At 63.2% G+C, this 23356-nt stretch carries 20 protein-coding genes; 8 read left to right on the plus strand and 12 right to left on the minus strand.

The window, feature by feature from the left end:
- Positions 1-149: 149 nt before the first annotated feature.
- From RW095_RS27175 to RW095_RS27220, 10 genes are all read right to left on the minus strand, one after another.
- On the minus strand, positions 150-2012 hold the full coding sequence (locus RW095_RS27175) for a PhoH family protein (RefSeq protein ID WP_317021905.1): 1863 nt from the start codon (positions 2010-2012) through the stop codon (positions 150-152).
- Between the two features lie 355 nt (positions 2013-2367).
- A complete protein-coding gene (locus RW095_RS27180) occupies positions 2368-2829 on the minus strand; it encodes a peroxiredoxin (RefSeq protein WP_020065818.1) in 462 nt (153 codons plus the stop codon).
- Positions 2830-3013: 184 nt separating this feature from the next.
- Positions 3014-3907, minus strand: a complete 894-nt coding sequence (locus RW095_RS27185; protein ID WP_317021906.1) for a polysaccharide deacetylase family protein — start codon at positions 3905-3907, stop codon at positions 3014-3016.
- 10 nt (positions 3908-3917) lie between these two features.
- Complete coding sequence (locus RW095_RS27190; RefSeq protein WP_020065820.1) at positions 3918-4964, minus strand: bifunctional UDP-4-keto-pentose/UDP-xylose synthase; 1047 nt, start codon at positions 4962-4964, stop codon at positions 3918-3920.
- Positions 4961-5896, minus strand: a complete 936-nt coding sequence (locus RW095_RS27195) for a formyltransferase (RefSeq protein WP_317021907.1) — start codon at positions 5894-5896, stop codon at positions 4961-4963. The genes RW095_RS27190 and RW095_RS27195 overlap by 4 nt, the downstream gene beginning before the upstream one ends.
- A complete protein-coding gene (locus tag RW095_RS27200) occupies positions 5893-6945 on the minus strand; it encodes a glycosyltransferase (RefSeq protein ID WP_317021908.1) in 1053 nt (350 codons plus the stop codon). The genes RW095_RS27195 and RW095_RS27200 overlap by 4 nt, the downstream gene beginning before the upstream one ends.
- Positions 6946-6951: 6 nt before the next feature.
- Entirely contained in the window at positions 6952-8112 is a 1161-nt protein-coding gene (locus tag RW095_RS27205; RefSeq protein WP_317021909.1) for a DegT/DnrJ/EryC1/StrS family aminotransferase, read from the minus strand.
- Positions 8113-8307: 195 nt separating this feature from the next.
- Complete coding sequence (locus tag RW095_RS27210) at positions 8308-8679, minus strand: SMR family transporter (protein ID WP_020065824.1); 372 nt, start codon at positions 8677-8679, stop codon at positions 8308-8310.
- A gap of 25 nt (positions 8680-8704) precedes the next feature.
- Positions 8705-10426, minus strand: coding sequence for a glycosyltransferase family 39 protein (locus RW095_RS27215; protein ID WP_317021910.1), 1722 nt, complete (start codon positions 10424-10426; stop codon positions 8705-8707).
- Between the two features lie 512 nt (positions 10427-10938).
- The gene (locus RW095_RS27220; protein WP_317021911.1) at positions 10939-11313 is read right to left on the minus strand and encodes an Mth938-like domain-containing protein; all 375 of its coding nucleotides are present in this window, start codon (positions 11311-11313) and stop codon (positions 10939-10941) included.
- A gap of 488 nt (positions 11314-11801) precedes the next feature.
- On the opposite strand from RW095_RS27220, the gene RW095_RS27225 reads away from it, so the two are divergent.
- The 6 genes from RW095_RS27225 (at position 11802) to moaE (ending at position 18400) form a co-directional block, all read left to right on the plus strand.
- Entirely contained in the window at positions 11802-13049 is a 1248-nt protein-coding gene (locus RW095_RS27225; protein WP_128594942.1) for a pyridoxal phosphate-dependent aminotransferase, read from the plus strand.
- Between the two features lie 160 nt (positions 13050-13209).
- Positions 13210-14541, plus strand: a complete 1332-nt coding sequence (locus RW095_RS27230; protein ID WP_317021912.1) for a homoserine dehydrogenase — start codon at positions 13210-13212, stop codon at positions 14539-14541.
- 8 nt (positions 14542-14549) lie between these two features.
- Positions 14550-16001 carry a threonine synthase gene (gene thrC / locus RW095_RS27235; RefSeq protein WP_317021913.1) on the plus strand — a complete coding sequence of 484 codons (1452 nt, stop codon included), beginning with the start codon at positions 14550-14552 and terminating at the stop codon, positions 15999-16001.
- Between the two features lie 225 nt (positions 16002-16226).
- Entirely contained in the window at positions 16227-17624 is a 1398-nt protein-coding gene (locus tag RW095_RS27240) for a molybdopterin molybdotransferase MoeA (protein WP_317021914.1), read from the plus strand.
- Positions 17625-17648: 24 nt separating this feature from the next.
- Positions 17649-17906: a molybdopterin converting factor subunit 1 gene (moaD, locus tag RW095_RS27245; RefSeq protein WP_214883610.1), complete on the plus strand. Its 258-nt coding sequence runs from the start codon at positions 17649-17651 to the stop codon at positions 17904-17906.
- Positions 17907-17923: 17 nt separating this feature from the next.
- Entirely contained in the window at positions 17924-18400 is a 477-nt protein-coding gene (moaE, locus tag RW095_RS27250) for a molybdopterin synthase catalytic subunit MoaE (protein ID WP_317021915.1), read from the plus strand.
- A 117-nt stretch (positions 18401-18517) separates the two neighbouring features.
- On the opposite strand, the gene RW095_RS27255 is transcribed toward moaE, so the two are convergent.
- Positions 18518-19060, minus strand: a complete 543-nt coding sequence (locus RW095_RS27255; protein ID WP_317021916.1) for a group III truncated hemoglobin — start codon at positions 19058-19060, stop codon at positions 18518-18520.
- Between the two features lie 298 nt (positions 19061-19358).
- Between RW095_RS27255 and RW095_RS27260 the strand changes: the two genes are divergently transcribed.
- The gene (locus RW095_RS27260; RefSeq protein WP_317021917.1) at positions 19359-19868 is read left to right on the plus strand and encodes an Rrf2 family transcriptional regulator; all 510 of its coding nucleotides are present in this window, start codon (positions 19359-19361) and stop codon (positions 19866-19868) included.
- 153 nt (positions 19869-20021) lie between these two features.
- A complete protein-coding gene (clpB, locus tag RW095_RS27265; RefSeq protein WP_317021918.1) occupies positions 20022-22619 on the plus strand; it encodes an ATP-dependent chaperone ClpB in 2598 nt (865 codons plus the stop codon).
- A 194-nt stretch (positions 22620-22813) separates the two neighbouring features.
- Here the strand turns inward: clpB and RW095_RS27270 are convergent, their stop codons facing one another.
- On the minus strand, positions 22814-23242 hold the full coding sequence (locus RW095_RS27270) for a YidB family protein (RefSeq protein WP_317021919.1): 429 nt from the start codon (positions 23240-23242) through the stop codon (positions 22814-22816).
- Positions 23243-23356 lie beyond the last annotated feature (114 nt).

Raw genomic sequence — 23356 nt, forward strand, 5'->3', positions numbered from 1 at the left:
GGAGCGGCAAGAACTCTTGACAAATTACTTGAAGTTCGTGCGCTAAGTGTTGCTGACTAAAGACGCTGACTGAAGACGCCGCCGCATTGAAAAAGCCGCACCCGGAAATCTCCGGGCGCGGCTCCAAGGCACAGCCAGCTAATTGATTTTTAAAGGATTTCGGACGCGTAATCGGCAAGGCGCGAGCGCTCGCCGCGCGCGAGCGTCACATGGCCGCTGTGCGCCCAGCCTTTGAAACGGTCGACCACATAGGTCAAGCCAGAACTGCCTTCCGTCAGATAAGGCGTGTCGATCTGCGCGATATTGCCGAGGCAGATGATCTTCGTGCCGGGACCCGCGCGGGTGACCAGCGTTTTCATCTGCTTGGGCGTCAGGTTCTGCGCCTCGTCGATGATCAGATACTTGTCGACGAACGTGCGTCCGCGCATGAAGTTCATGCTCTTGATCTTCAGGCGCGAGCGGATCAGTTCCTGAGTCGCGGCGCGGCCCCATTCGCCGGCGGCGTCGTCGGTTTTCTGCAGCACTTCGAGGTTGTCGTCGAAGGCGCCCATCCACGGCTGCATCTTTTCCTCTTCCGTACCGGGCAGAAAGCCGATGTCCTCACCAACCGGCACCGTGGCGCGCGTCACGATGATCTCGTTGTAGCGCTTGTCGTCGAGCACCTGTGCGAGACCCGCCGCGAGCGCAACCAGTGTCTTGCCGGTGCCGGCCTGGCCGAGCAGCGTCACGAAGTCGATCTCGGGGTTCATCAACAGGTTCAGCGCGAAGTTCTGCTCGCGGTTACGCGCTGTGATGCCCCACACGTTGTTCTTGTGGTGGCCATAGTCACGCAGCGTTTGCAGCAGCGCTGTCTTGCCGTTCAGCTCGCGCACCAGCGCGTGGAACGCCGGCTCGCCGTTCTGCGGCTCGAGATACACGAATTCGTTGACGAGCATCGACGGGCACAGCGGACCGGTCACACGGTAATACGTGGTGCCCGTCTTGGTGTCCTGCCAGCTCTCCATGCCCTTCGCGTGCCTCGTCCAGAAGTCCTGCGGCAGCGCGCGGATGCCCGAATACAGCAGGTCGCTGTCTTCGAGTACCTGGTCGTTGAAGTAGTCTTCGGCGGGCAGGCCGAGCGCATGCGCCTTGATGCGCATGTTGATGTCTTTCGACACCAGCACGACCTGGCGATCCGCCCGGTCGCGCTGCAACGCGCGCACGACGCCGAGAATCTGGTTATCGGCTTTGCCTTCCGGCAGACCTTCGACCGGTTCGATCGCGGTCAGCTTGGTCTGGAAGTACAGACGCCCGGACGCCTCGCGGCTGCCCAGACGCGCGAGCGAAATGCCCTCGGACATATTGCCCGCGTTCGCCACCAGTGCGTCGAGCGTGCGACTCACCTGGCGAGCGTTACGCGCGACTTCCGACATGCCTTTCTTGTGGTTGTCGAGTTCTTCCAACGTCATCATCGGCAGATAGACGTCGTGTTCCTCGAAACGGAACAGGCAGCTCGGGTCGTGCATCAGCACGTTCGTGTCCAGCACGAAGAGCTTCTGGACTTCGACCGGCTCGGCGGCGTTGCCGCGTTTTTTATTCGTGCCGCGGGCGCTAGGCGCGGCGGCCGGCGTGCTCGCCGTGGGCTGCTTCGCGCTAGGCGTGCGTGCGACGGCCGGCTGCGGCTCGGCAGCGGGTTCGGCTTGCGGACGGGCAGCGGGAACCGGTTGCAGCAGCGCGGCGGTTTGCCTCGTCTTGCGCCCGGAGCCCGATGCGCCGCGTGCCTGAGCGGCCTCGTCCGCCGCGGTCCCCGTTGCGGCTGCCGACGATGCCGGCACCGGCCGCAACGTGGTCGCGGCATTGGCGGCGTGCGACATGGGCGTGGCGACGTTCGCACGGCCGTAATCGGTCGACTCCGCGGATTCGCCTTCGGCCTGTTTCTTCGAAACGGAGCGCGCCGGTGTGGCGGCTTTGGCCTTGTATTCGTCAGGCGGCAGGAGATTGCCGAGCTTGCTGGGGGGGGTAGGCAAAGGCATGGTTTCCCTCGAAATTATCGGGTCACATATCGTGCGCCGCCTGTCGCATTCTGCCCGTGCCGATGTTGCGCACGCAGTTTGCGCCCGGAGGCGCGCATTCGGTCTAGAGATGCCGGTTCGCCTGGTCTTCGATCGGCTCCTTAACGGTAACGCGCGGCCGAGTGAACGTACGGCTGCGCGCAATTGAAAAAGCCGCCGCCCCGGCGTACGGGGCAAGCGGCTCGCCTACGGTGTTCGCATTGCGCCTGACGACTCCGACGGACCCGATGCATCCGGCAAAGCGGCCGTCGAACGTGGCGCAGCGACGAAAAATTTGGGGTGGACAGGCACTCATTGCAACCCAATATAACGCGCCTCAAAGCGCTTGTACAGCCTCCAGAATTTCGTCGACATGCCCGGGCACCTTCACGCCGCGCCACTCCGTGCGCAGCACACCGTCACTATCGATCAGGAACGTGGAGCGTTCGATTCCCCGTACTTCTTTGCCATACATTTTCTTCATTTTGATGACGTTGAAGAGCGCGCACAGCTTTTCTTCCGGATCCGAGATCAGCGGGAAGGGCAATTCGAGCTTTGCCTTGAAGTTGTCATGCGAGCGCAGGCTGTCGCGCGACACGCCGATGATCTCCGCGCCGGCCTTCTTGAACTTCGGATACAGATCGCGAAACTGCAGACCTTCGGTCGTGCAGCCGGGCGTGTTGTCCTTCGGATAAAAATACAGCACCACCTTCTTGCCCCGCAGTTTGGACAGCGTGATCTCGCCTCCGGTGGCGGGAGCGGTGAAGTCGGGGATGGGTTGGTCGACTGCGATGGACACGAGGTTCTCCGGTTGTTATGGGCGGCGGCGCCGTGTGAATCCGACAAGGCGGTGTCGGCCTGGCATCGAGTTGGGGGAAGGGGCTACCGGTGCGCGCATATTCTCGCGTGGCGGTTGAGTCGTCAGAGCGGGCTGCCGGACAGCAACTCAATGGCTGCGTGAATTCAGCACGCCGGGCGGCCAGTCACGGCTGGACGATCAGCTCGCCGGAGCGCCCTGGAATTTCGCCCCACGTAACAGGGTACGATGGCAGCGCGCCGCGGTCCAGCGTGGCGTAGTAATCGCCCATGGTCGCGAACGTGTGGCCTTGTGCACGCCAGCCTTCCAGCAACCGTTCGAAGATCGGCGCGAGCTTCTGGCCCTCGAGTTCCGCGTGCAGCGTGAACACCTGATCGTGCGGATTGTTTTCCGTGTGCCTCAGCATGAAGGCCGCGACGTTGTGTTCGTCCACGCCGTCCACGCCGAGGACTTCGTCCAGCGTCGGCAGCGTGGTCGGCATCTGCACATGCGCGAGCGTTCTTCCGTCGACCACAGGAAAATACGGCGAATGGCCCCGGCCGTCGGACGCGTAGTGCATGCCCCAGGCGTCGATCTGCTCGAACGCATGGCCGTTCATCTGCCAGCCGGCCGCGCCATGCGTGACGGGCGGCGCACCGAAGATTTCAATGAAACGGTCGTGGCTTTTCTGCATTTGCGACGATGTCCACGCGCGATCTTTCGATCGCACGTTGTCCTGCCAGTACACGTGATCCCATGTATGAATGCCGCACTCGAAACCGGCTTCGTGGATCGCCCGCATTTCCGCCGACGCCTTGGCTCCGATGTCCGGCCCCGGCAGCAGCACGCCGTACATCAACTGCTTGAGCCCGTAGTGCTCGACCACCGACGTGCGCGACACCTTCTGCAAAAAGCCCGGCCGCAGCACACGGCGCATTGCCCAACCTGTGTGATCGGGGCCCAGGCTGAAGAGGAAAGTAGCGCGCGCCTTGAAGCGGTCGAAGATACGCGCGAGATTCGGCACGCCTTCGCGTGTGCCGCGCAGCGTGTCGACGTCGATCTTCAGGACGATTCGGGCCAAGGATCAGCCCTTATTGCTGTTCAACGAGCGCGCGTGCTTCGCCGACGTGGCCGCGATACGCTTCGAAAATCTTGCGCAGCGCTTCGTCGAAGGTCGACTTCGGTGCCCAGCCGAGTTCCTGCATCGTGTTGTCGATCTTCGGGACGCGATTCTGTACGTCCTGATAGCCGGCGCCGTAATACGCGCCCGACGACGTTTCGACCAGTTGGACCTTTTTCGCGGTGTCCGCGTATTCCGGAAATTCCGCGGCGAGCGTCAGCATCTTGTGCGCGAGCTCACGCACCGAGAAGTTGTTGGTCGGGTTGCCGATGTTGTAGATCTTGCCCGTCGCAACGCCGTCCTTGTTCTCGATGATCTTCATCAGCGCGCCGATGCCGTCGTCGATATCCGTGAACGCGCGCTTTTGCGCGCCGCCGTCGACGAGGCTGATGTTCTCGCCGCGCACGATGTGGCCGAGGAACTGCGTGACCACGCGCGAGCTGCCTTCCTTCGGCGTGTAAATCGAGTCGAGGCCCGGGCCGATCCAGTTGAACGGGCGGAACAGCGTGAAGTTCAAACCCTCCATGCCGTAGCCCCAGATCACGCGGTCCATCAACTGCTTCGAGCACGCGTAAATCCAGCGCGGCTTGTTGATCGGACCGTACGACAGTTGCGATTCTTCGGGATCGAATTGCTCGTCCGTGCACATGCCGTAGACCTCGGAGGTCGACGGAAATACGAGGTGCTTGCCGTACTTGACCGCCGAACGCACGATCGGCAGGTTCGCTTCGAAGTCGAGCTCGAACACGCGCAGCGGCTGCTTCACGTATGTGGCGGGCGTGGCGATCGCGACCAGCGGCAGAATCACATCGCACTTCTTGACGTGATATTCGACCCACTCCTTGTTGATCGTGATGTCGCCTTCGAAAAAGTGCATCCGCTCATGATTGATGAGATCGCCCAGACGTTCGGTCTGCATGTCCATTCCGAAGACTTCCCAATCGGTTGTTTCGAGAATGCGTTTGGACAGGTGATGGCCGATGAAGCCGTTCACACCCAGGATCAGGACTTTCTTCATAAATGTCGGGGAGTTTGAATGAGCTGGGCGAATTCGGCCGGAGTGACGACGGTTTCAGTGCCGTCGTGCTGATGCCGTAATTCGTGGATGGCGATCGCGCGACCGTCGCCGCATATCGCGAAAACACCATTATCGCTTACGTGCAGGCCCGGCGGCAAATTCGGGCGAAGCGCGCCGGGCGCCGCAAGCCGCGCGCGCGCGACGACGAAGCGCCGGCCGTCGACGTCGGCAAACGCGCCGGGATAGGGCGGCGCGACTGCGCGGATCAGGTTGTAGACCTGTTGCGCCGGCTGGGTCCAGTCGATGCGGCCGTCCTCCGGCTTGCGCCCGCCGTAGTAGCTGCCGTGCGCGAGATCGTTCGGCAGATGCGGCGCTTCGCCGGCGAGCAAGGCGGGCAAGACGCGCCACAGCGTTTGCTCCGCGGCCACCGTGACTTTGTCGAACACTTGCGCGGCGGTGTCGTCGGGCAGAATCGGCACCGGCGTTTGCGCGATGATCGCGCCCGCGTCGGGCTTCGCGGCCATTTCGTGCAACGTCGCGCCGGTTTCGGTTTCGCCATGCAGCACTGCCCAGTTGGTCGGCACGCGGCCGCGGTACTTCGGCAATAGCGAGCCGTGCATGTTGTAAGCGCCCCGCGCGGCGAGCGCGAGCAGGTCGACCGGCAACATGTGGCGGTAGTAGAACGAGAAGATGAAGTCGGGATGTGCGGCGCTGACGGCCGCTCGCAATTCAGGACTCTTCGGGTCTGCGGGCGTCACCACGCGAATGCCGTGCTCGGCCGCGACCGTCGCCACGCTGCCGAACCAGATGTTTTCGGTTGGGCTGTCTTCGTGCGTGACGACGAGCGCCACGTCGACGCCGCGCGCGAGCAGTACCTGCAGGCAGCGCACGCCGACGTTGTGATACGCGAATACGACGGCGCGCGGTTTCATCGGTTCGGGCTCTCGTCGTGATGGTCGGCGAGCGGCGCCGGTTGAATCGCTTGCACGACGGTTTGACGCGGCATTTCAACCACGGCCGCGCCGTCGCGCTGTTCGAGAATCGTCTGCACCAGATAGCGCGGACGGGCGCGCACCTGTTGATAGATTCGACCGATATATTCGCCGAGCAGCCCGAGCGCGAAGATGATCACGCCGAGCAGGAAGAACGTAATGGCGAAGAGGGTGAACACACCCTGAACTTCCGCCCCGATGATGAAGCGCCGGATCAGCAGCAGCACGAACAATGCCGCGGAACCGAGCGACAGGATCACGCCAATGAACGACAGCCACTGCAGCGGCACGACCGAGAAGCCGGTCACGAGGTCGAAGTTCAGGCGGATCAGCGAATAGAGCGAGTACTTGGATTCGCCGGCAAAGCGCTCCTCGTGCGCGACTTCGATCTCGACGGGATTCTGCGCGAAGGTGTACGCGAGCGCCGGAATGAACGTGTTGATTTCGCCGCAGCGATTGATCGTGTCGATGATGTGCCGGCTGTACGCGCGCAGCATGCAGCCCTGATCGGTCATCTTGATGCGCGTGATGCGCTCGCGCAGCCGGTTCATCACGCGCGAAGCCTTGCGGCGCCACAAGCTGTCCTGACGTTGCAGGCGAATCGTGCCAACGTAGTCGAAGCCTTCGCGCATCTTGTTGACCAGCTTGCCGATTTCTTCCGGCGGGTTTTGCAGGTCGGCGTCGAGCGTAATGACGATCTCGCCGCGCGACTGCTCGAAGCCCGCGAGAATCGCCATGTGCTGCCCGTAGTTGCCGTTCAGCAGGATGACGCGGGTCGTGTCGGGGCGCGCGCGGAACTGCTCGGCGAGCAGCGCGGCGGATTTGTCGCGGCTGCCGTCGTTGATGAAGATCACTTCATAAGACGTGCCGAGCGCGTCGAGCGCCGGATAGAGCCGCGCGAATAGCGCCGCAAGCCCGGCTTCCTCGTTGTACACCGGAATGATGATCGACACTTCCGGTGCGACGGCGCGTTGTTCCGTATAAATCATTTCCGCTTATTTTCCGTATTGTTCGCAAATTTCATTGACCGCGCGGCACACGCGCTCCACGTCGCCTTCGTTCATCAGTGTGAAGAGCGGCAACGTGACGTTCGTCGCGCCGAAACGCTCGGCGTGCGGGAACATACCTTCCGTAAAGCCGCGCGCGCGGTACAGCGAGAACAGATGAATGGCCGGATAGTGCACGCCCGAACCGATACCGCGTTCTTTCAACTGGCCCATGAAACCGGCGCGGTCGATCGAAAGCTTCTCCAGCGGCAAGGTGATCTGGAACATGTGCCAGTTACTGTTCCCGAAGTCGGCGAACGGCAGTCCAACGCCCAGCTTCAGCGCCGCGCCGCCCTCGAAGCCGGCGAAGTATGCGCGCGCCAGTTTCCTGCGTTGCGCGAGGAAGCGTTCAAGGTGCGGCAACTGACCGAGGCCGACGCGCGCGGCGACATCCGTCAGATTGTATTTGCCGCCGAGCACGTCGCAGTCCATGCCGTCGAACCCCGTGCGCGTGATGCCCTGCAGCCGGTATTTCTGCGCGAGGACGGCTTCGTCCTCGTTGTTCAGCACCAGTGCGCCGCCTTCGATAGACGTGAGGTTCTTGTTCGCGTGGAAGCTGAACGAGACCATGTCGCCGATCGCGCCGATGCGCTTGCCGTTCCACGTCGAGCCGAACGCTTGCGCGGCGTCTTCCACCACACGCAGTTTATGCTCGCGCGCGATCGCGTACAGACGGTCCATGTCGACGGGCAGGCCGGACAGATAAACCGGAATCAGCGCCTTCGTGCGCGGCGTGATCGCCTTCTCGAGCTTGTCGAGGTCGATGTTGCGCGTGACCGGGTCGATGTCGGCGAACACCGGCGTCGCGCCGACTTCGTAGATCACGTTGCTGGTCGACACCCACGAGGCGGGCGTCGTGATCACTTCGTCGCCTTCGCCCACGCCGGCGATGCGCAGTCCGATTTCGAGCGTGGCCGTGCCGGAGTTGAACGTGCGTACGGGACGGCCGCCGCAGAACTCGGAGAGCGCCGCCTCGAACTTCTGGTTCTGGGGGCCGGTAGTGATCCAGCCCGAGCGCAGAACGTCGGCTACCCCGCGAATCGTTTCTTCGTCGATCTCCGGTTTGACGAACGGCAGGAACGGCAGCGGCGGAACGGTTGACTGGGTCATGAATGCTTCGCTCGATCGAAAGGGCCGCGGCCTGAAGGGCGCGGTGGACACACACTACGCGCAAATCCAGGCCAAGGCTAAAAAGGGTGCAAACCGCGGAGCATACCGCGATCAACCTTACGTTTTGCTTAGCCGGCACGGATGCCGGCTTACGCTATCTTTGCGGCAGCTTTGCCGCGGTTTCTTCGTGGTGCGCTAGCTGCGCGCGACGATCACCACGCCCACCAGAATCACGCCGATGCCGACCAGCTTCTGCACCGACAGCACTTCGCCGAACAGATACCACGCGGCGAAAGCGTTGACGACATAGCCGAGCGACAGCATCGGATAGGCGATCGACACATCCACGCGCGACAGCCCGACAATCCAGACGGCGAGGCTGATCACATAGCAGGCCACACCGCCGATGATCGGCGGCTGCGTCGCAATGCGAAAGGCAATCGGCACGATGTTCGCACGGGTGAATTCGAAGTGTCCAACGGCATTCGTTCCGGCTTTGAGCAGCAACTGCGCGCCGGCATTCAACGCGACGCCGGCAAGAATACAAAAGAGGGAAATCGGGTTCATCGGGTGTGGAGCTCCTGATATGGGGTCACTGTTGCGGTTTTTCCACCGGCGTAGCCGCCGCGCCTGCAGCGAGCGGCTTCATTACGACGACGCGGCGCGAGTCCCGGGCGACGACCTGCATCGGCAGGCCTTCTTTCAGGAGCCGGTCGTAAGTCGACGGCGGAATCAGCGCGAGCGCGTAGCGGTCGGTCTTCCAGCGCTCGACCCACGCTTCTACCGACCGCAGCCATTTCTGCGGTTCCACCGACACGCCGAACGCCAGTTCGTCCGGATGCTCGACCATCGTCATCGTATGGCCGATGTAGAAGGGCAACGTGTGATCGAGCACGCCGACCGAGTAGAACGGCGTGTCGGCCGGCAACTTCGCCATTTGGGCCTTGATCGCGGGCGCGAGCGGCGCGCCGGAACTGAGGCGGCCGAACACGTCGTGACCGATGCCGGCGATCGTGCCGAGCAAAAGCCACGCCGCGCCAAAACTCGCGATCGTGCCGAGACTGCCGGCGCGGCTGCGGCGATTGAACCACAGTGCGGCGAGCGTCAGCACGAACGCGACGGCAAGCGCGGCCAGCACCCACGTGCGGTACTGCGCGTACAGTTCGGCGGGATTGCGCTGGCTGCCGAAGCGCGGCAGAAACAGCGCGGCGAACGCGGCCACTACGAGAAACAGTGCATAGCCGGCGAGATGGCGGCGCAGCTGGTCGCGCGTGACGAGCGGCAGATACATTCCGATCAGAAGCGCGATGGGCGGCGCGATAGGCAGCGTGTACGAGAGCAGCTTGGAATGCGACGCGCTGAAGAACAGGAAGATAAAGCCTGTCCAGACGAGCATCATCGTGACCGGCGCGAAGCCATTCGGCTGGCGCGGCAGGCGCCATGCGTGACGCACACTTTGCAGTGCCACCGAGAGCCAGGGCAGGAAACCGACGATCAACACCGGCACGAAATAATAGAACGGCCCGGGACGGTTCTGCTCGGGCGTCAGGTAGCGCTTGAACTGCTGAACGATGAAGAAAAAGTTGAGAAATTCTGGATTGCGCTGCTGCACCAGCACGAACCACGGCGTGACGATCGCGAAGAACACGATGAGGCCGCCGATCAGATGCAGGCGCTTCCACACCGCCCAGTCACGCGCGACCAGCGTATAGAGCACCAGCACGGCGCCCGGCAGAATGACGCCGACGAGGCCCTTCGACAATACGGCGAGCGCCATCGAGCCCCAGCACAGCCACATCCAGCCGCGCACACAGGCGGTCTTGAGATTCGGGCGCTGCGCGAGCAGCAATGCGCACAACGTGAGTTCCATCCAGAACGACAGGCCCATGTCGAGCGTGTTGAAGTGGCCCATCAGGTTCCAGTAGGGCGACGTCGCGAGCACCAGCGCTGCAAACACGCCGGTGACCGCATTGAACACGCGCGCGCCCGTGAAGCCGATCAGCAGCACGCCGGCAAATCCCGTGAGCGCCGTGTAGAGCCGCGCCTGCCATTCGCCGATGCCGAACCACGCGAACGTGAGCGCGTTGGCCCACGTTTGCAGCGGCGGTTTCTCGAAGTACTTGTAGCCGTTGTAGCGCGGCGTGATCCAGTCGCCGGTGACGAACATTTCGCGCGCCATTTCGGCGTAGCGGCCTTCGTCGCTCGGCAGCAGATGGCGCCATCCGAGCGGCACGAACCAGATGACGGCAAGGGCCAGCACCAGCAGCAGGATCGCGGTGCGGTTGAGCGGTAGCCTCGACGGCGTATCGTTCATGGATTTAAACCTTTCTGGCGACGCCGCGTTAGCGGCGCTGCGTTGTTATTCGGAATTGGCGGTAGGCCTGAACTTCGTGGCCAGCCGCGGTGCTGCTATGCCCTGGCTCGCGCCAGGTCTTATGGCTGCTCTTGTGCCCGCCGCATTTCGCGCCGCTGAGCACGCGGCTGCCTGCGCCGTCGGGCGCCCGGCGAACAGGCGTCGGCCGCTGCCGCGACTAGCTGAGCGGCTCGCGCAGCCACGCCGACGCGAGCCGCGATCGCTTATATCCAGACCGCCGGCTTCGCACGGATGGCGCGCAGTGTACGTGATCGTCCGTGACCCGGCGAGCGCGGGGCTGCTGCATTTCGCGTGAAGCGCTCACTCAGCGCCCTTGGGCCAGCAATGCGGGCAGCACTGTGGGCCACGACAGGAACACTAGCTGAACGCATCCGCGCAATTCGAGCTGCGGCGGTCGACTCAAGGCCGCAGACGCGACAGATGCGCCGTCTTCGCACCATCCGCCAGGCCCGCTAGCCTTCGATCAGCAACGCGGCCGCGACCTTGCGGCCCTCGGCCATCAGAATGTTGTACGTACGGCAGGCGGCCTTGAAGTCCATCGTTTCGACGCCGATGCGTTTGGCGGTGAGCGCGGCGGTCAGCCGCGGGTGCGGAAACCGCAGCCGCTCGCCGCTGCCGAAGATCACCACTTCGGGCGCGGGCTCGACCAGCATCGAAAAAAGCTCGGGGCTCAGTTGCTCGAAGGACGAGACAGGCCAGGGAATGACAGGCGCTTCCGGAAGCACGAGGAGGCTGCCGGAATGACGCACCAGATTGATTTCGACATAGCGGGCGCCGTAGCCGGTCACGGTATTGAGGGCGCCGCTGGAATCCTGATGTAATTTCAAATTCGTTTTCCGAAGTCGTCGCGAGACATCATGCGTGTTGGCGGCCTGATCGCGGCAAGCGCGAGCAGGGCGGTCAGACGCCAGTGGGACACGAAAGGGCCGAAAAAGCTCCCGTTGCGGTTCCGTTACGGTTCCGTTGTGGTCCCGTCACAGTCCCATTGCGGTTGGTGCATTGCGGAAGTCGGCCAAAATCCGCTAAATTATAACTTTTTAGCCGCCCAGCGGCGCCCCTCGCCGTGCGCCGCCACAAGCCGCGCTGACGATCCGGGGCGGGCCTATCTCACTGCTGCATCGGCGCAATCCGCCGCAATGCGCGCTGACCGGACTCTGCACAGAACCTCGGGAAGTGGCTGCAAAGGCGGCCGACCCGCGCCGGCCGCGCCCGTTTGCCCGTATCCGCGAACCCGGCTGGCGCGTTTAGTTGTTTGCCCGTGCCCGTTCGCCCGAAGCTGCAGACCCGCGGCTCCAAGCCAATTAACCAGGATGAAGTGCCCGCCGTGAAACCGATTCTCAAATCCAACAAGTTGTTGAATGTCTGTTATGACATTCGCGGGCCCGTCCTCGAACATGCAAAACGGCTCGAAGAAGAAGGCCATCGCATCATCAAACTGAACATCGGCAATCTGGCGCCGTTCGGTTTCGAGGCGCCCGACGAAATCATTCAGGACATGATCCTGAACCTGCCCGGTTCGTCCGGCTATTCGGATTCCAAAGGTGTGTTCGCCGCGCGCAAGGCGATCATGCATTACACGCAGCAAAAGGGCGTGCACGGTGTCGAGCTGGATGACATCTACATCGGCAATGGCGCCTCCGAGCTGATCGTGATGGCGCTGCAGGGGCTCCTCAACGACGGCGACGAAGTGCTGCTGCCCGCGCCCGACTATCCGCTGTGGACGGCCGGCGTGAGCCTCGCGGGCGGCACGCCGGTGCACTACATCTGCGACGAAGCGAACCGCTGGATGCCGGACCTCGACGACATCCGCGCGAAAATCACGCCGAACACCCGCGCGCTCGTCGTCATCAACCCGAACAACCCGACCGGTGCGCTGTACTCCGACGAACTGCTGCTGGGCCTGATCGAGATAGCGCGCCAGCACGGCCTCGTGATCTTCGCCGACGAGGTGTACGACAAAATCGTCTACGACGGCAAGACGCACACGTCGATGGCGGCGCTCTCCGAAGACGTGCTGACGGTCACCTTTAACAGCCTGTCGAAGAGCTACCGCTCGTGCGGCTACCGCGCCGGCTGGATGTTCATTTCTGGCCTGACCGGCGAGAACCGCCGTCACGCGAAAGACTACTTCGAAGGACTCGGCATTCTCGCTTCTATGCGCCTGTGTCCGAACGTGCCGGGCCAGTACGCGATCCAGACCGCGCTTGGCGGTTATCAGAGCATCAATGACCTGATCGTGCCGAGCGGGCGCCTCTATAAACAGCGCGAGCTCGCGTACGACATGCTCACGTCTATCCCCGGCGTGAGCTGCGTGAAGCCGGAAGCGGCGCTCTATATGTTCCCGCGCCTGGACCCTAAGGTTTATCCGATCCAGAACGACCAGCAGTTCATCCTCGACCTGTTGCTGGAAGAGCGCGTGCTGCTCGTGCAGGGCACGGGCTTCAACTGGAAAACGCCGGATCATTTCCGCGTCGTGTTCCTGCCGAATGTCGACGACCTCGCGGATTCCATCAACCGCATCGCGCGTTTTCTCGACGGTTATCGCAAACGTCACACGGCCTAGCGCACAATAGGCGATCCGCGGCTTCGGCGGCGCATCGCACCCGATACCCGTTTCCTCGTGAGAAAACGCCGGGCCGCCCAAGTTTTCTCACCCCCTCGGGGCCTGGCGCAAAGCACCAGGGTTGGGGCGCTTTTTCAACATCTACTCGAAAACACGCTGCATGGAACCGATCAAAGTTGGACTGCTGGGCTTCGGCACGGTAGGCAGCGGCACCTTCACGGTACTGCGCCGCAATCAGGAAGAAATCAAACGCCGGGCCGGCCGCGGCATCGAGGTTGCGCGCATTGCCGTGCGCAATCCGGCGAAGGCGACCGTGGCGCTGGGCGCTGACGCGGCGAGCGTGGCGCTCACCGACGACTTCAACGCGGTGGTCGACGATCCGTCGATCGACATCGTCGCGGAAATGATCGGCGGCACGGGCGTGGCGCGCGACCTGGTTTTGCGCGCGATCAAGAATCGCAAGCACGTGGTCACGGCCAACAAGGCGCTGCTCGCGGTGCACGGCACGGAAATCTTCGAAGCGGCGCGCGCCAACGGCGTGATGGTCGCATTCGAGGCGGCGGTGGCGGGCGGCATCCCGATCATCAAGGCGCTGCGCGAAGGGCTGACGGCCAATCGCATCCAGTACATCGCGGGCATCATCAACGGCACGACGAACTACATTCTTTCGGAAATGCGCGACCGCGGGCTCGACTTCGCGACCGCGCTCAAGGCCGCGCAGGAACTGGGCTACGCCGAAGCCGATCCGACCTTCGACATCGAAGGCGTGGACGCCGCGCACAAGGCCACGATCATGAGCGCAATCGCATTCGGCGTGCCGGTGCAGTTCGACCGCGCGTATGTGGAGGGCATCAGCAAGCTCGCCGCAATCGACATCAAATACGCCGAGGAACTCGGCTATCGCATCAAGCTGCTCGGCATCGCGCGGCGCACCGACAAAGGCATCGAGTTGCGCGTGCATCCCACGCTGATTCCGGAAAAGCGCCTGCTCGCCAATGTGGAAGGCGCGATGAACGCGGTCGTCGTGCACGGCGATGCAGTCGGCACCACGCTGTACTACGGCAAGGGCGCGGGCGCGGAGCCGACGGCGTCCGCCGTGGTCGCCGATCTGGTCGACGTGACACGCCTGCATACGGCCGACCCGGAGCATCGCGTGCCGCATCTGGCTTTCCAGCCGGACCGCCTGTCGAGCACGCCGATCCTGCCGATCGACGAAGTGACGAGCGGCTACTACCTGCGTTTGCGGGTCGCGGACGTGACCGGCGTGCTGGCCGACATCACGCGCATTCTGGCCGATACCGGCATCTCGATCGACGCGCTCCTGCAAAAGGAATCGGAGCACGTGGATGCAAACGGCAAGGGCGAGACCGACATCATCCTGATCACACACGAAACGGTTGAAATGAACGTCAACGCGGCGATCAGGTCGATCGAAGCGCTGCAGACCGTTGTCTCGCAAGTCACGAAGCTGCGCATGGAAGCGCTGAACTAGGCCGAACTATGAACTACCTCTCCACGCGCGGCGCCGGAGCCGGCGAGCGCCACACTTTCTCCGACATTCTGCTCGGCGGTCTCGCAAAAGACGGCGGGCTGTATCTGCCGGCCGAATACCCGCGCGTCAGCGCCGACGAACTCGCGCGTTGGCGCACGCTGCCGTATGCGGACCTTGCCTTCGAGATACTGTCGAAATTCAGCGACGACATTCCCGCTGAAGACCTGCGCGCGCTGACCCGCAAGACCTACACGGCGCAGACATACTGCAACGTGCGCGACGACGAAGGCGCGGAGCAGATCACGCCGCTGAAAACACTCGGCGTCGAGAACGGCGCGCCGCTGTCGCTGCTGGAACTGTCGAACGGTCCGACGCTCGCGTTCAAGGACATGGCGATGCAGCTGATCGGCAACCTGTTCGAATATGCGCTCGCAAAACACGGCGAAACGCTGAACATTCTCGGCGCGACTTCGGGCGACACCGGCAGCGCCGCCGAATACGCGATGCGCGGCAAGCAGGGCATTCGCGTGTTCATGCTGTCGCCGCACAAGAAGATGAGCGCGTTCCAGACCGCGCAGATGTACAGCCTGCAAGATCCGAACATTTTCAACCTCGCGGTCGAAGGCGTGTTCGACGATTGCCAGGACATCGTCAAAGCCGTTTCGAACGATCACGCGTTCAAGGCGAAATACAAGATTGGCACGGTCAATTCGATCAACTGGGCGCGCGTCGTCGCGCAGGTCGTTTATTACTTCAAGGGCTATTTCGCCGCGACGAAGAGCAATGACCAGCGCGTATCGTTCACGGTGCCGTCGGGCAATTTCGGCAATGTGTGCGCGGGTCACATCGCGCGCATGATGGGGCTGCCGGTCGAGAAACTCGTGGTGGCGACCAACGAAAACGACGTGCTCGACGAATTTTTCCGCACCGGCATCTACCGCGTGCGCAAGGCCGCGGAGACGTATCACACGAGCAGCCCGAGCATGGACATTTCGAAGGCGTCGAACTTCGAGCGTTTCGTGTTCGATCTGCTCGGGCGCGATCCGGCGCGCGTGCTGCAATTGTTCCGCGACGTCGAGGAAAAGGGCGGTTTCGACCTCGCGGCGAGCGGCGACTTCGCTCGCGTGAAGCAGTTCGGCTTCGTGTCGGGGCGCAGCAGTCATGACGACCGCGTTGAAGCGATCCGCGACGTCTTCCAGCGCTACGACACGATGATCGACACGCATACGGCAGACGGCCTGAAGGTCGCGCGTGAACATCTGCAACCCGGCGTGCCGATGATCGTGCTGGAGACGGCGCAGCCGATCAAGTTCGGCGAGACGATTCGCGAAGCGCTGTTGCGCGAGCCCGAGCGTCCGGCCGCGTTCACGGGACTGGAGTCGCTGCCGCAGCGTTTCGAAGTGCTGCCCGCCGACGCGCAGCGCGTGAAGGACTTCATCGTGGCGAACACGAGTGCGTAATTGACTGTCACGCGGGCCAGCGGCCTGCGTGACATGCTGAACCAGCAGTGCTGAATCTACGCTGCGCGCTCGGGTGGCGATCCATGCGGCGGCTTACCGTCCCCGCTGCTGCGAACCCCTGAGAACTCCGGTACGAGCCGCAAAACCCTTCAGTAAGCGCGGGCCCGACAAGGCTCAGCCTTCGGCCGCTACAATGTTCTTTTAACCTGCGGCTTCGAACCCCAGATGTCCACACCCACGCCCCGCGCTCCGATGCTCGCAACCGCCGACGCATTGGCGACCCTGCTCAGCGCTGCGAGCCCGGTCATCGGCAGCGAATTCATTCCGACGCTCGAAGCATCAGGCCGCGTGCTCGCGGCCGATGTGGTCTCGCCGCTCGACGTGCCGCCGATGAACACCAGTGCAATGGATGGCTACGCGATTCGCGCCACCGACGTGACGGCGCACGGCAATCGCCGTCTGCCGGTGTCGCAACGCATTCCGGCCGGCCATGCGCCCGAGCCGCTGAAGCCCGGCACGGCAGCCCGCATTTTCACCGGCGCGACCGTGCCGCAGGGTGCAGACGCCATCGTGATGCAGGAGCAAACGGAAGCCGACGGCGATGAGGTCACTATTTTGCACAGCCCCCGACCCGGCGAATGGATCACCGCGCAAGGCGCCGACATTCACAGCGGCTCGGTCATCCTGCCGGCCGGCACGCGGCTCACGCCGCAGGCGTTGGGGCTTGCCGCGTCGGTCGGTTGCGCCGAACTGGAAGTGCGCCGCCGCGTGCGGGTTGCCGTTTTCTTCACCGGCGACGAGTTGACCATGCCGGGCGAGCCGCTGAAGCCCGGCGCGATTTACAACTCGAATCGCTTCACGCTGCGTGGACTGCTCGAGAAGCTCGGCTGCGAGGTGAGCGACTTTGGCATCGTCGCCGACCGGCTCGATGCGACGCGCGACATGCTGCGTGAAGCCGCCCACGCGCACGATCTCATCCTGACTTGCGGCGGAGTGTCCGTCGGCGAGGAAGATCACGTGAAGCCGGCCGTCGAGGCGGAAGGGCGCCTCGCGATGTGGCAGATTGCGATGAAACCCGGCAAGCCGCTCGCGTTCGGCGCCGTACGCCGCGGCGCTGAGGGCGGTGCTGAGGGCGGCGTCGAGGCCAACGCCAACGCCGAGGCCAACGCCAGCGCCAGCGCCAGCGCCAACGCCAACGCCAACTCCAACGCCAACTCCAACGCCAACGACGCTTCCGCTGCAACGCATGCAACTGCTGCAGCGTCTCTGCCATCGTCAGCCGAAACGTTTTTCATTGGTCTGCCGGGCAACCCTGTGTCGAGCTTCGTGACCTTTCTGTTGTTCGTGCGTCCGTTCATCTTGCGGCTGGCGGGCGTGCAAGCCGTCGTGCCGCGCGCGCTGTCGTTGCGCGCGGACTTCACCCAGGGCAAGGCGGATCGCCGCAACGAATTCCTGCGTGCGCGCATCAACGCCGCCGGCGGGCTCGATCTGTTTCCGAACCAGAGTTCGGCCGTGCTGACGTCGACGGTATGGGGCGACGGTCTGATCGACAATCCGCCCAATCATGCGATCAGCGCCGGCGAAACCGTGCGCTTTATTCCCTTTTCCGAATTGCTGAATTGAGGCCGGCGACGCCGGCGGCATCCAATGAAGATTCAACTGCGATATTTTGCGAGCGTGCGTGAAGCACTCGATCTGGCCGACGAAACGGTTGACGTGCCCGAGGGCGTCGCAACCGTCGGCGACGTTCGCGCGTGGCTGCGCGTGCGCGGCGGCATCTGGGCCGACACGCTCGCCGAAGGCCGCGCGCTGCGCATGGCCTGCAATCACGTGATGACGAACGCCGGCACGCGAATCACCGACGGTTGCGAGGTCGCGTTTTTCCCGCCCGTGACAGGCGGTTGAACCGCAAGGAGCCCGCCATGCCCGTACGTGTCCAGACCGAAGATTTCGACCTCAGCGCCGAGGTCGCCGCGCTGCGCGCGCGCAATCCGAAGATAGGCGCCGTGGCGTGCTTCGTCGGCACCGTGCGCGATCTGAACGAGGGCAGCACGGTCGAGGCAATGGAACTCGAACATTATCCGGGCATGACCGAGAAGTCGCTCGAAGCAATTGTGGAAAGCGCGCGTCGGCGCTGGCCGGGTATCGAGGTACTGATCGTGCATCGCGTGGGCAAACTTTATCCGCTCGACCAGATCGTGCTGGTGGCGACCACGGCCGCGCATCGCGGGGACGCGTTTGCGTCGTGTGAATTCGTGATGGACTATCTGAAAACGCAGGCGCCGTTCTGGAAGAAGGAGAAAACCGACGCGGGCGAGCGCTGGGTCGACGCCCGCGTGACCGACGACGCCGCGCTCGCGCGATGGGGCATCGAATCCGGGAACGGCTCTTTGGAGTAGGCGTTTGCCGCGCTCGTCGCGCGAGTGGCGTGACGAGGGTGACTGCCTGACGGGCGTGACAAGCGTGACAAGCGTGAGACTCGCGCAGCTCGCGCAGCTCGCGCCGCGCCGTCGTCGTCACTCGTCGCGTGACCGCCCGATAATGCGCGTCGGAAACGGCTCCCCAGCCGGCCGCGCGGGAAGCAGCGGCTCATCGTCGCGGGGCGTGCGCTTTGGCGCCACGCGTTCGAGCAACGCCTGTTGTTCCGCCGGAATCTCGTAGTCCCAACCGAAGCGGCTCAATTGCAAACTTTGCGCGATACGCAGCGCCGGTTCCATGAAGCGGACCGCGGCGGCCGGCTCATAACGCGACTCGACAGTGTCCAGGAACAGATACAGCCAGCGGCTGAAATGCTGCGGCTCGATCCCTTCGAGCGGCTGATGCGCCTGCTGCACATTGCCGCGGTACTGCTTCGCGCCCAGCACGAGACTCGCCCAGAACGTGCACATTTTCGGCAGATGATCGTCCCAGCGGCCGGCTAGCGTCGCATCGAAAACCGGCTCGAGCAGCGGATCCGCACGTACGCGATCGTAAAAACCGTACACAAGCTCGCGAATATTGGCTTCATCAGGCTCGGCGGCGCGCTCGACAACCGGCGCGGCGGGAAAAGAGGGCTTCATGCAAGTTCCGGAAGTATGCGACGATCGGTTCGTCGCTTGCCACAGCGCGCCACGCACTGGCACGAACCGCCGCAAATAAAGCGAGTTCCACAGAAGTGGACTGAAAAAAGCGCGCTTTTCCTGTGAATGGGCGCGGCGGGAAACGTTACCATGGGCGTCGAACGCCCGGTTTTTACTCATGCAGCATAATAAATATATGCCATGTGCATCTTATGGCGAAGCTGCGGCCTCCGGCAACCCTTGCATCGACGCGGTTATCCCACGGATCGCGGCTTGCGCTCATTGTGAAACTGCACCCATGAGACTGACCGACTACACCGACTACTCGCTGCGCGTCCTTTTATACCTCGCCGTTCGGGGCGAGGGGTTGTCGACCATTCAGGACATATCGCAGGCGTACGGTATCTCCAAGAATCACCTGATGAAAGTGGTGCAGCAGCTGAGCGAACTCGGCTGGGTGGAAACCGTGCGCGGCCGCAACGGCGGGTTGCGGCTTGCCGGACGAACCGGCGCGCTGACGGTCGGCGAGGTCGTGCGTGCAACCGAAAGCGACTTCGCGCTGGTTGCCTGCCTGCCGGATCAGAACGGCGAACGCCGCGCTTGCGCCATTACGCCCCAGTGCCGGTTGCGCGGCGCGCTCGAGGCGGCGCGTCACGCTTTTCTCGCGGAACTCGATCGCCATACGATCGACGAGGTTGCAGGTCCCCAAGGTCCGCTGGCGGCGCTGCTCGGCATACGCACCGTCATTCCGGTCATGCCGATGACGCCTGTCACGGCGGCGAGCGACAAGCCGTTGCCGATCGCCTGAGCGCGACCTGAGCGCAGCGCGAGCGCGGTTGTGAAGCTCGGTCGCGCATTTTCTTCGCGCGAGATGTTCAAAACTCGGTCGCGACGTTAAAAAAGCGCTTGAAACCTGAATAAAACGCCTCATTTTGGTGGTAATCGAAATTGGAGGTCTCGCATGAGAATCGACAAACTCACCACTAAATTCCAGGAAGCGCTGGCGGACGCGCAGAGCCTCGCGGTCGGCCATGACAATCAATACATCGAACCCGTTCACGTCCTCGCGGCGCTCGTCGCCCAGCAGGACGGGTCCGCGCGTTCACTGCTTTCGCGCGCCGGCGTGCATGTTCAGGCGCTGCAAACCGCGCTCGACGACGCCATCACGCGTCTGCCGCAGGTGCAAGGCACGGACGGCAACGTGCAGATCGGCCGCGAACTCACGGGTCTTCTGAATCAGGCCGACAAGGAAGCGCAAAAGCTCAACGACACGTTCATCGCAAGCGAAATGTTCCTGCTCGCGATCGCGGACGACAAAGGCGAAGCCGGCCGCCTCGCGCGCCAGCATGGCTTGTCGCGCAAGTCGCTCGAAAGCGCGATTGCCGCTGTGCGCGGCGGCTCGCAAGTGCATAGCCAGGACGCCGAAAGCCAGCGCGAGGCGCTGAAGAAGTACACCGTCGACCTGACCGAGCGCGCGCGAGCCGGCAAGCTCGACCCGGTGATCGGCCGTGACGACGAAATCCGCCGTTCCATTCAGATCCTGCAACGCCGCACCAAGAACAATCCGGTGCTGATCGGCGAGCCGGGCGTGGGCAAGACGGCGATTGTCGAAGGGCTCGCGCAGCGGATCGTCAACGGCGAAGTGCCGGAAACGCTCAAGGGCAAGCGCGTGCTCTCGCTCGACATGGCTGCGTTGCTGGCCGGCGCGAAATATCGCGGCGAATTCGAAGAGCGCCTGAAGGCGGTGCTGAACGACATCGCGAAAGACGAAGGGCAGACCATCGTCTTTATCGACGAAATTCATACGATGGTGGGCGCGGGCAAGGCCGAAGGTGCGATGGACGCCGGCAACATGCTGAAGCCGGCGCTCTCGCGCGGCGAGCTGCATTGCGTCGGCGCCACTACGCTCGACGAATATCGCAAGTACATCGAAAAGGACGCCGCGCTCGAACGCCGCTTCCAGAAGGTGCTCGTCGACGAGCCGACGGTCGAAGCCACGATCGCCATTTTGCGCGGCTTGCAGGAGAAGTACGAGCTGCACCATGGCGTGGACATCACCGACCCGGCCATTGTCGCGGCGGCCGAACTGTCGCATCGCTACATCACCGATCGTTTCCTGCCGGACAAGGCAATCGACCTGATCGACGAAGCCGCGTCCAAGATCAAGATGGAAATCGACTCGAAGCCCGAAGAGATGGACCGGCTCGACCGTCGTTTGATCCAGTTGAAGATCGAACGCGAAGCCGTCAAGAAGGAGAAGGACGAAGCGTCGCAAAAGCGTCTGCAACTGATCGAAGAAGAAATCGAGCGGCTCGATCGCAAATATTCGGACCTCGAAGAAATCTGGACCGCGGAAAAGGCCGCGGTGCAGGGCAGCGCGCAACTGAAGGAAGAGATCGACAAGACGCGCGCGGAAATCACGCGCTTGCAGCGTGAGGGCAAGCTCGAAAAGGTCGCGGAATTGCAATACGGCAAGCTGCCCGGTCTCGAGGCGCAGCTAAAGGAAGTCACGCAGGCCGAAGCGAAGGAGCAGAACAATCCGACGCGTCCGCGTCTGTTGCGCACGCAGGTCGGCGCGGAGGAAATCGCGGAAGTCGTGTCGCGCTCCACCGGCATTCCGGTTTCGCGAATGATGCAGGGCGAGCGCGAAAAGCTGCTGCAGATCGAAGACAGGCTGCATGAGCGCGTAATCGGCCAGGACGAGGCGATCAGCGCGGTGGCCGATGCGATCCGCCGCTCGCGCGCGGGTCTGTCGGATCCGAACCGTCCGTACGGTTCGTTCCTGTTCCTCGGGCCGACCGGCGTAGGTAAGACCGAGTTGTGCAAGGCGCTGGCGGCGTTCCTGTTCGATTCGGAAGATCACCTGATTCGCATCGACATGAGCGAATTCATGGAGAAGCACAGCGTCGCGCGTTTGATCGGCGCGCCGCCTGGATATGTGGGCTACGAAGAGGGCGGTTATCTGACGGAAGCCGTGCGTCGCAAGCCGTATAGCGTGATTCTGCTCGACGAAATCGAGAAGGCGCATCCGGACGTGTTCAACGTGCTGCTGCAAGTGCTCGACGACGGCCGCATGACCGATGGCCAGGGCCGTACCGTGGACTTCAAGAACACGGTGATCGTGATGACGTCGAACCTCGGTTCGCAGGTCATTCAGGCAATGGTCGGCGAACCGCAGGAAGCGGTGAAGGACGCGGTGTGGGAAGAGGTGAAGCTGCACTTCCGCCCCGAGTTCCTGAACCGTATCGACGACGTCGTGGTGTTCCATGCGCTCGATCGCTCGAACGTGCAGTCCATCGCGCGAATCCAGCTGCAGCGTCTGCACGAGCGGCTTGCCAAGCTCGACATGCAACTGGTGGTGTCGGACGAGGCGCTGGAGCACGTCGGCAAGGTCGGCTACGATCCGCTGTTCGGCGCGCGGCCGTTGAAGCGTGCAATCCAGCAGGAGATCGAGAACCCGGTCGCCAAGCTGATTCTGGCCGGCAAGTTCGGTCCGAAGGACGTCATTCCGGTCGAGCTGGAAGACGGCAACCTGGTGTTCGAGCGAGTGGTGCATTAATTCATGTTGCGTTGATGCCGTGTGTTGGCGCGGCGCGTCGATCCACGTATTGATGTGAATTGACGCCCGCTACTCGACGCCGCCTCACGCGGTAGCTCCACACATGACAAAGCGGCAACGAAGTCACCTTCGTTGCCGCTTTTTTTTGCCCGCTCAATGAACAGGCGAGGTGCCGCTTGCGCCGCACAGCCCGCTTACGCAGTGCCCTTGCCGAACAGCGCGGACAGGCCGCCGAGCGCGCCAAGCACGGTTGTCGCGTTCAGCTTGCCTTCGGCGGGCACTTCGCCGTCAGGCGTTGCGGCGTTGACCACGTGGGGCAGGATCTGCGAGAGCAGGCCGGTGACCTGATCCGGTTGCACGCCGGCTTTGGTGGCGAGCCCGGTGACGGCTTCGGAGCCGAGCACGCTATGCAAAGCATCGGCCGCGATCGGCTGGTTCTCGCCGTTGCTGACCCACGACGATACGACGTCGCCGAGGCCCTTCTCCTGAAAGCGCTGGATCAGGCCGTTCAGGCCGCCCGGCTGGCTATTGACGAATTCGAGTGCGGCTGCGATCAGCGCTTGCTGGCCGCCGCCTTCGGGCGATTTGCCAACCAGGGAACCGAGGGTGTCGAGTAGGCTCATGACGGTCTCTCTTGAATGCCGAACGTCGATGACGGGTCGGCGGGTGACGCGCCGCGCGGCTGCGCGGCGTCGGGGGAAGGTAGGCGCACTGCAGGCAGGTGCGGCATGCTCGTC

The organism is Paraburkholderia kirstenboschensis, from assembly GCF_032806925.1.
Taxonomy (GTDB): Bacteria; Pseudomonadota; Gammaproteobacteria; order Burkholderiales; family Burkholderiaceae; genus Paraburkholderia; species Paraburkholderia kirstenboschensis.

Bases quoted from the DNA above. Each gene is read 5' to 3' on its own strand.
- RW095_RS27175 (WP_317021905.1), bottom strand. From the start codon at position 2,012: ATGCCTTTGCCTACCCCCCCCAGCAAGCTCGGCAATCTCCTGCCGCCT.
- RW095_RS27190 (WP_020065820.1), bottom strand. From the start codon at position 4,964: ATGAAGAAAGTCCTGATCCTGGGTGTGAACGGCTTCATCGGCCATCAC.
- RW095_RS27195 (WP_317021907.1), bottom strand. From the start codon at position 5,896: ATGAAACCGCGCGCCGTCGTATTCGCGTATCACAACGTCGGCGTGCGC.
- RW095_RS27200 (WP_317021908.1), bottom strand. From the start codon at position 6,945: ATGATTTATACGGAACAACGCGCCGTCGCACCGGAAGTGTCGATCATC.
- RW095_RS27205 (WP_317021909.1), bottom strand. From the start codon at position 8,112: ATGACCCAGTCAACCGTTCCGCCGCTGCCGTTCCTGCCGTTCGTCAAA.
- RW095_RS27210 (WP_020065824.1), bottom strand. From the start codon at position 8,679: ATGAACCCGATTTCCCTCTTTTGTATTCTTGCCGGCGTCGCGTTGAAT.
- RW095_RS27215 (WP_317021910.1), bottom strand. From the start codon at position 10,426: ATGAACGATACGCCGTCGAGGCTACCGCTCAACCGCACCGCGATCCTG.
- RW095_RS27230 (WP_317021912.1), top strand. From the start codon at position 13,210: ATGGAACCGATCAAAGTTGGACTGCTGGGCTTCGGCACGGTAGGCAGC.
- thrC (WP_317021913.1), top strand. From the start codon at position 14,550: ATGAACTACCTCTCCACGCGCGGCGCCGGAGCCGGCGAGCGCCACACT.
- RW095_RS27240 (WP_317021914.1), top strand. From the start codon at position 16,227: ATGTCCACACCCACGCCCCGCGCTCCGATGCTCGCAACCGCCGACGCA.
- moaD (WP_214883610.1), top strand. From the start codon at position 17,649: ATGAAGATTCAACTGCGATATTTTGCGAGCGTGCGTGAAGCACTCGAT.
- moaE (WP_317021915.1), top strand. From the start codon at position 17,924: ATGCCCGTACGTGTCCAGACCGAAGATTTCGACCTCAGCGCCGAGGTC.
- RW095_RS27255 (WP_317021916.1), bottom strand. From the start codon at position 19,060: ATGAAGCCCTCTTTTCCCGCCGCGCCGGTTGTCGAGCGCGCCGCCGAG.
- RW095_RS27260 (WP_317021917.1), top strand. From the start codon at position 19,359: ATGAGACTGACCGACTACACCGACTACTCGCTGCGCGTCCTTTTATAC.
- clpB (WP_317021918.1), top strand. From the start codon at position 20,022: ATGAGAATCGACAAACTCACCACTAAATTCCAGGAAGCGCTGGCGGAC.
- RW095_RS27270 (WP_317021919.1), bottom strand. From the start codon at position 23,242: ATGAGCCTACTCGACACCCTCGGTTCCCTGGTTGGCAAATCGCCCGAA.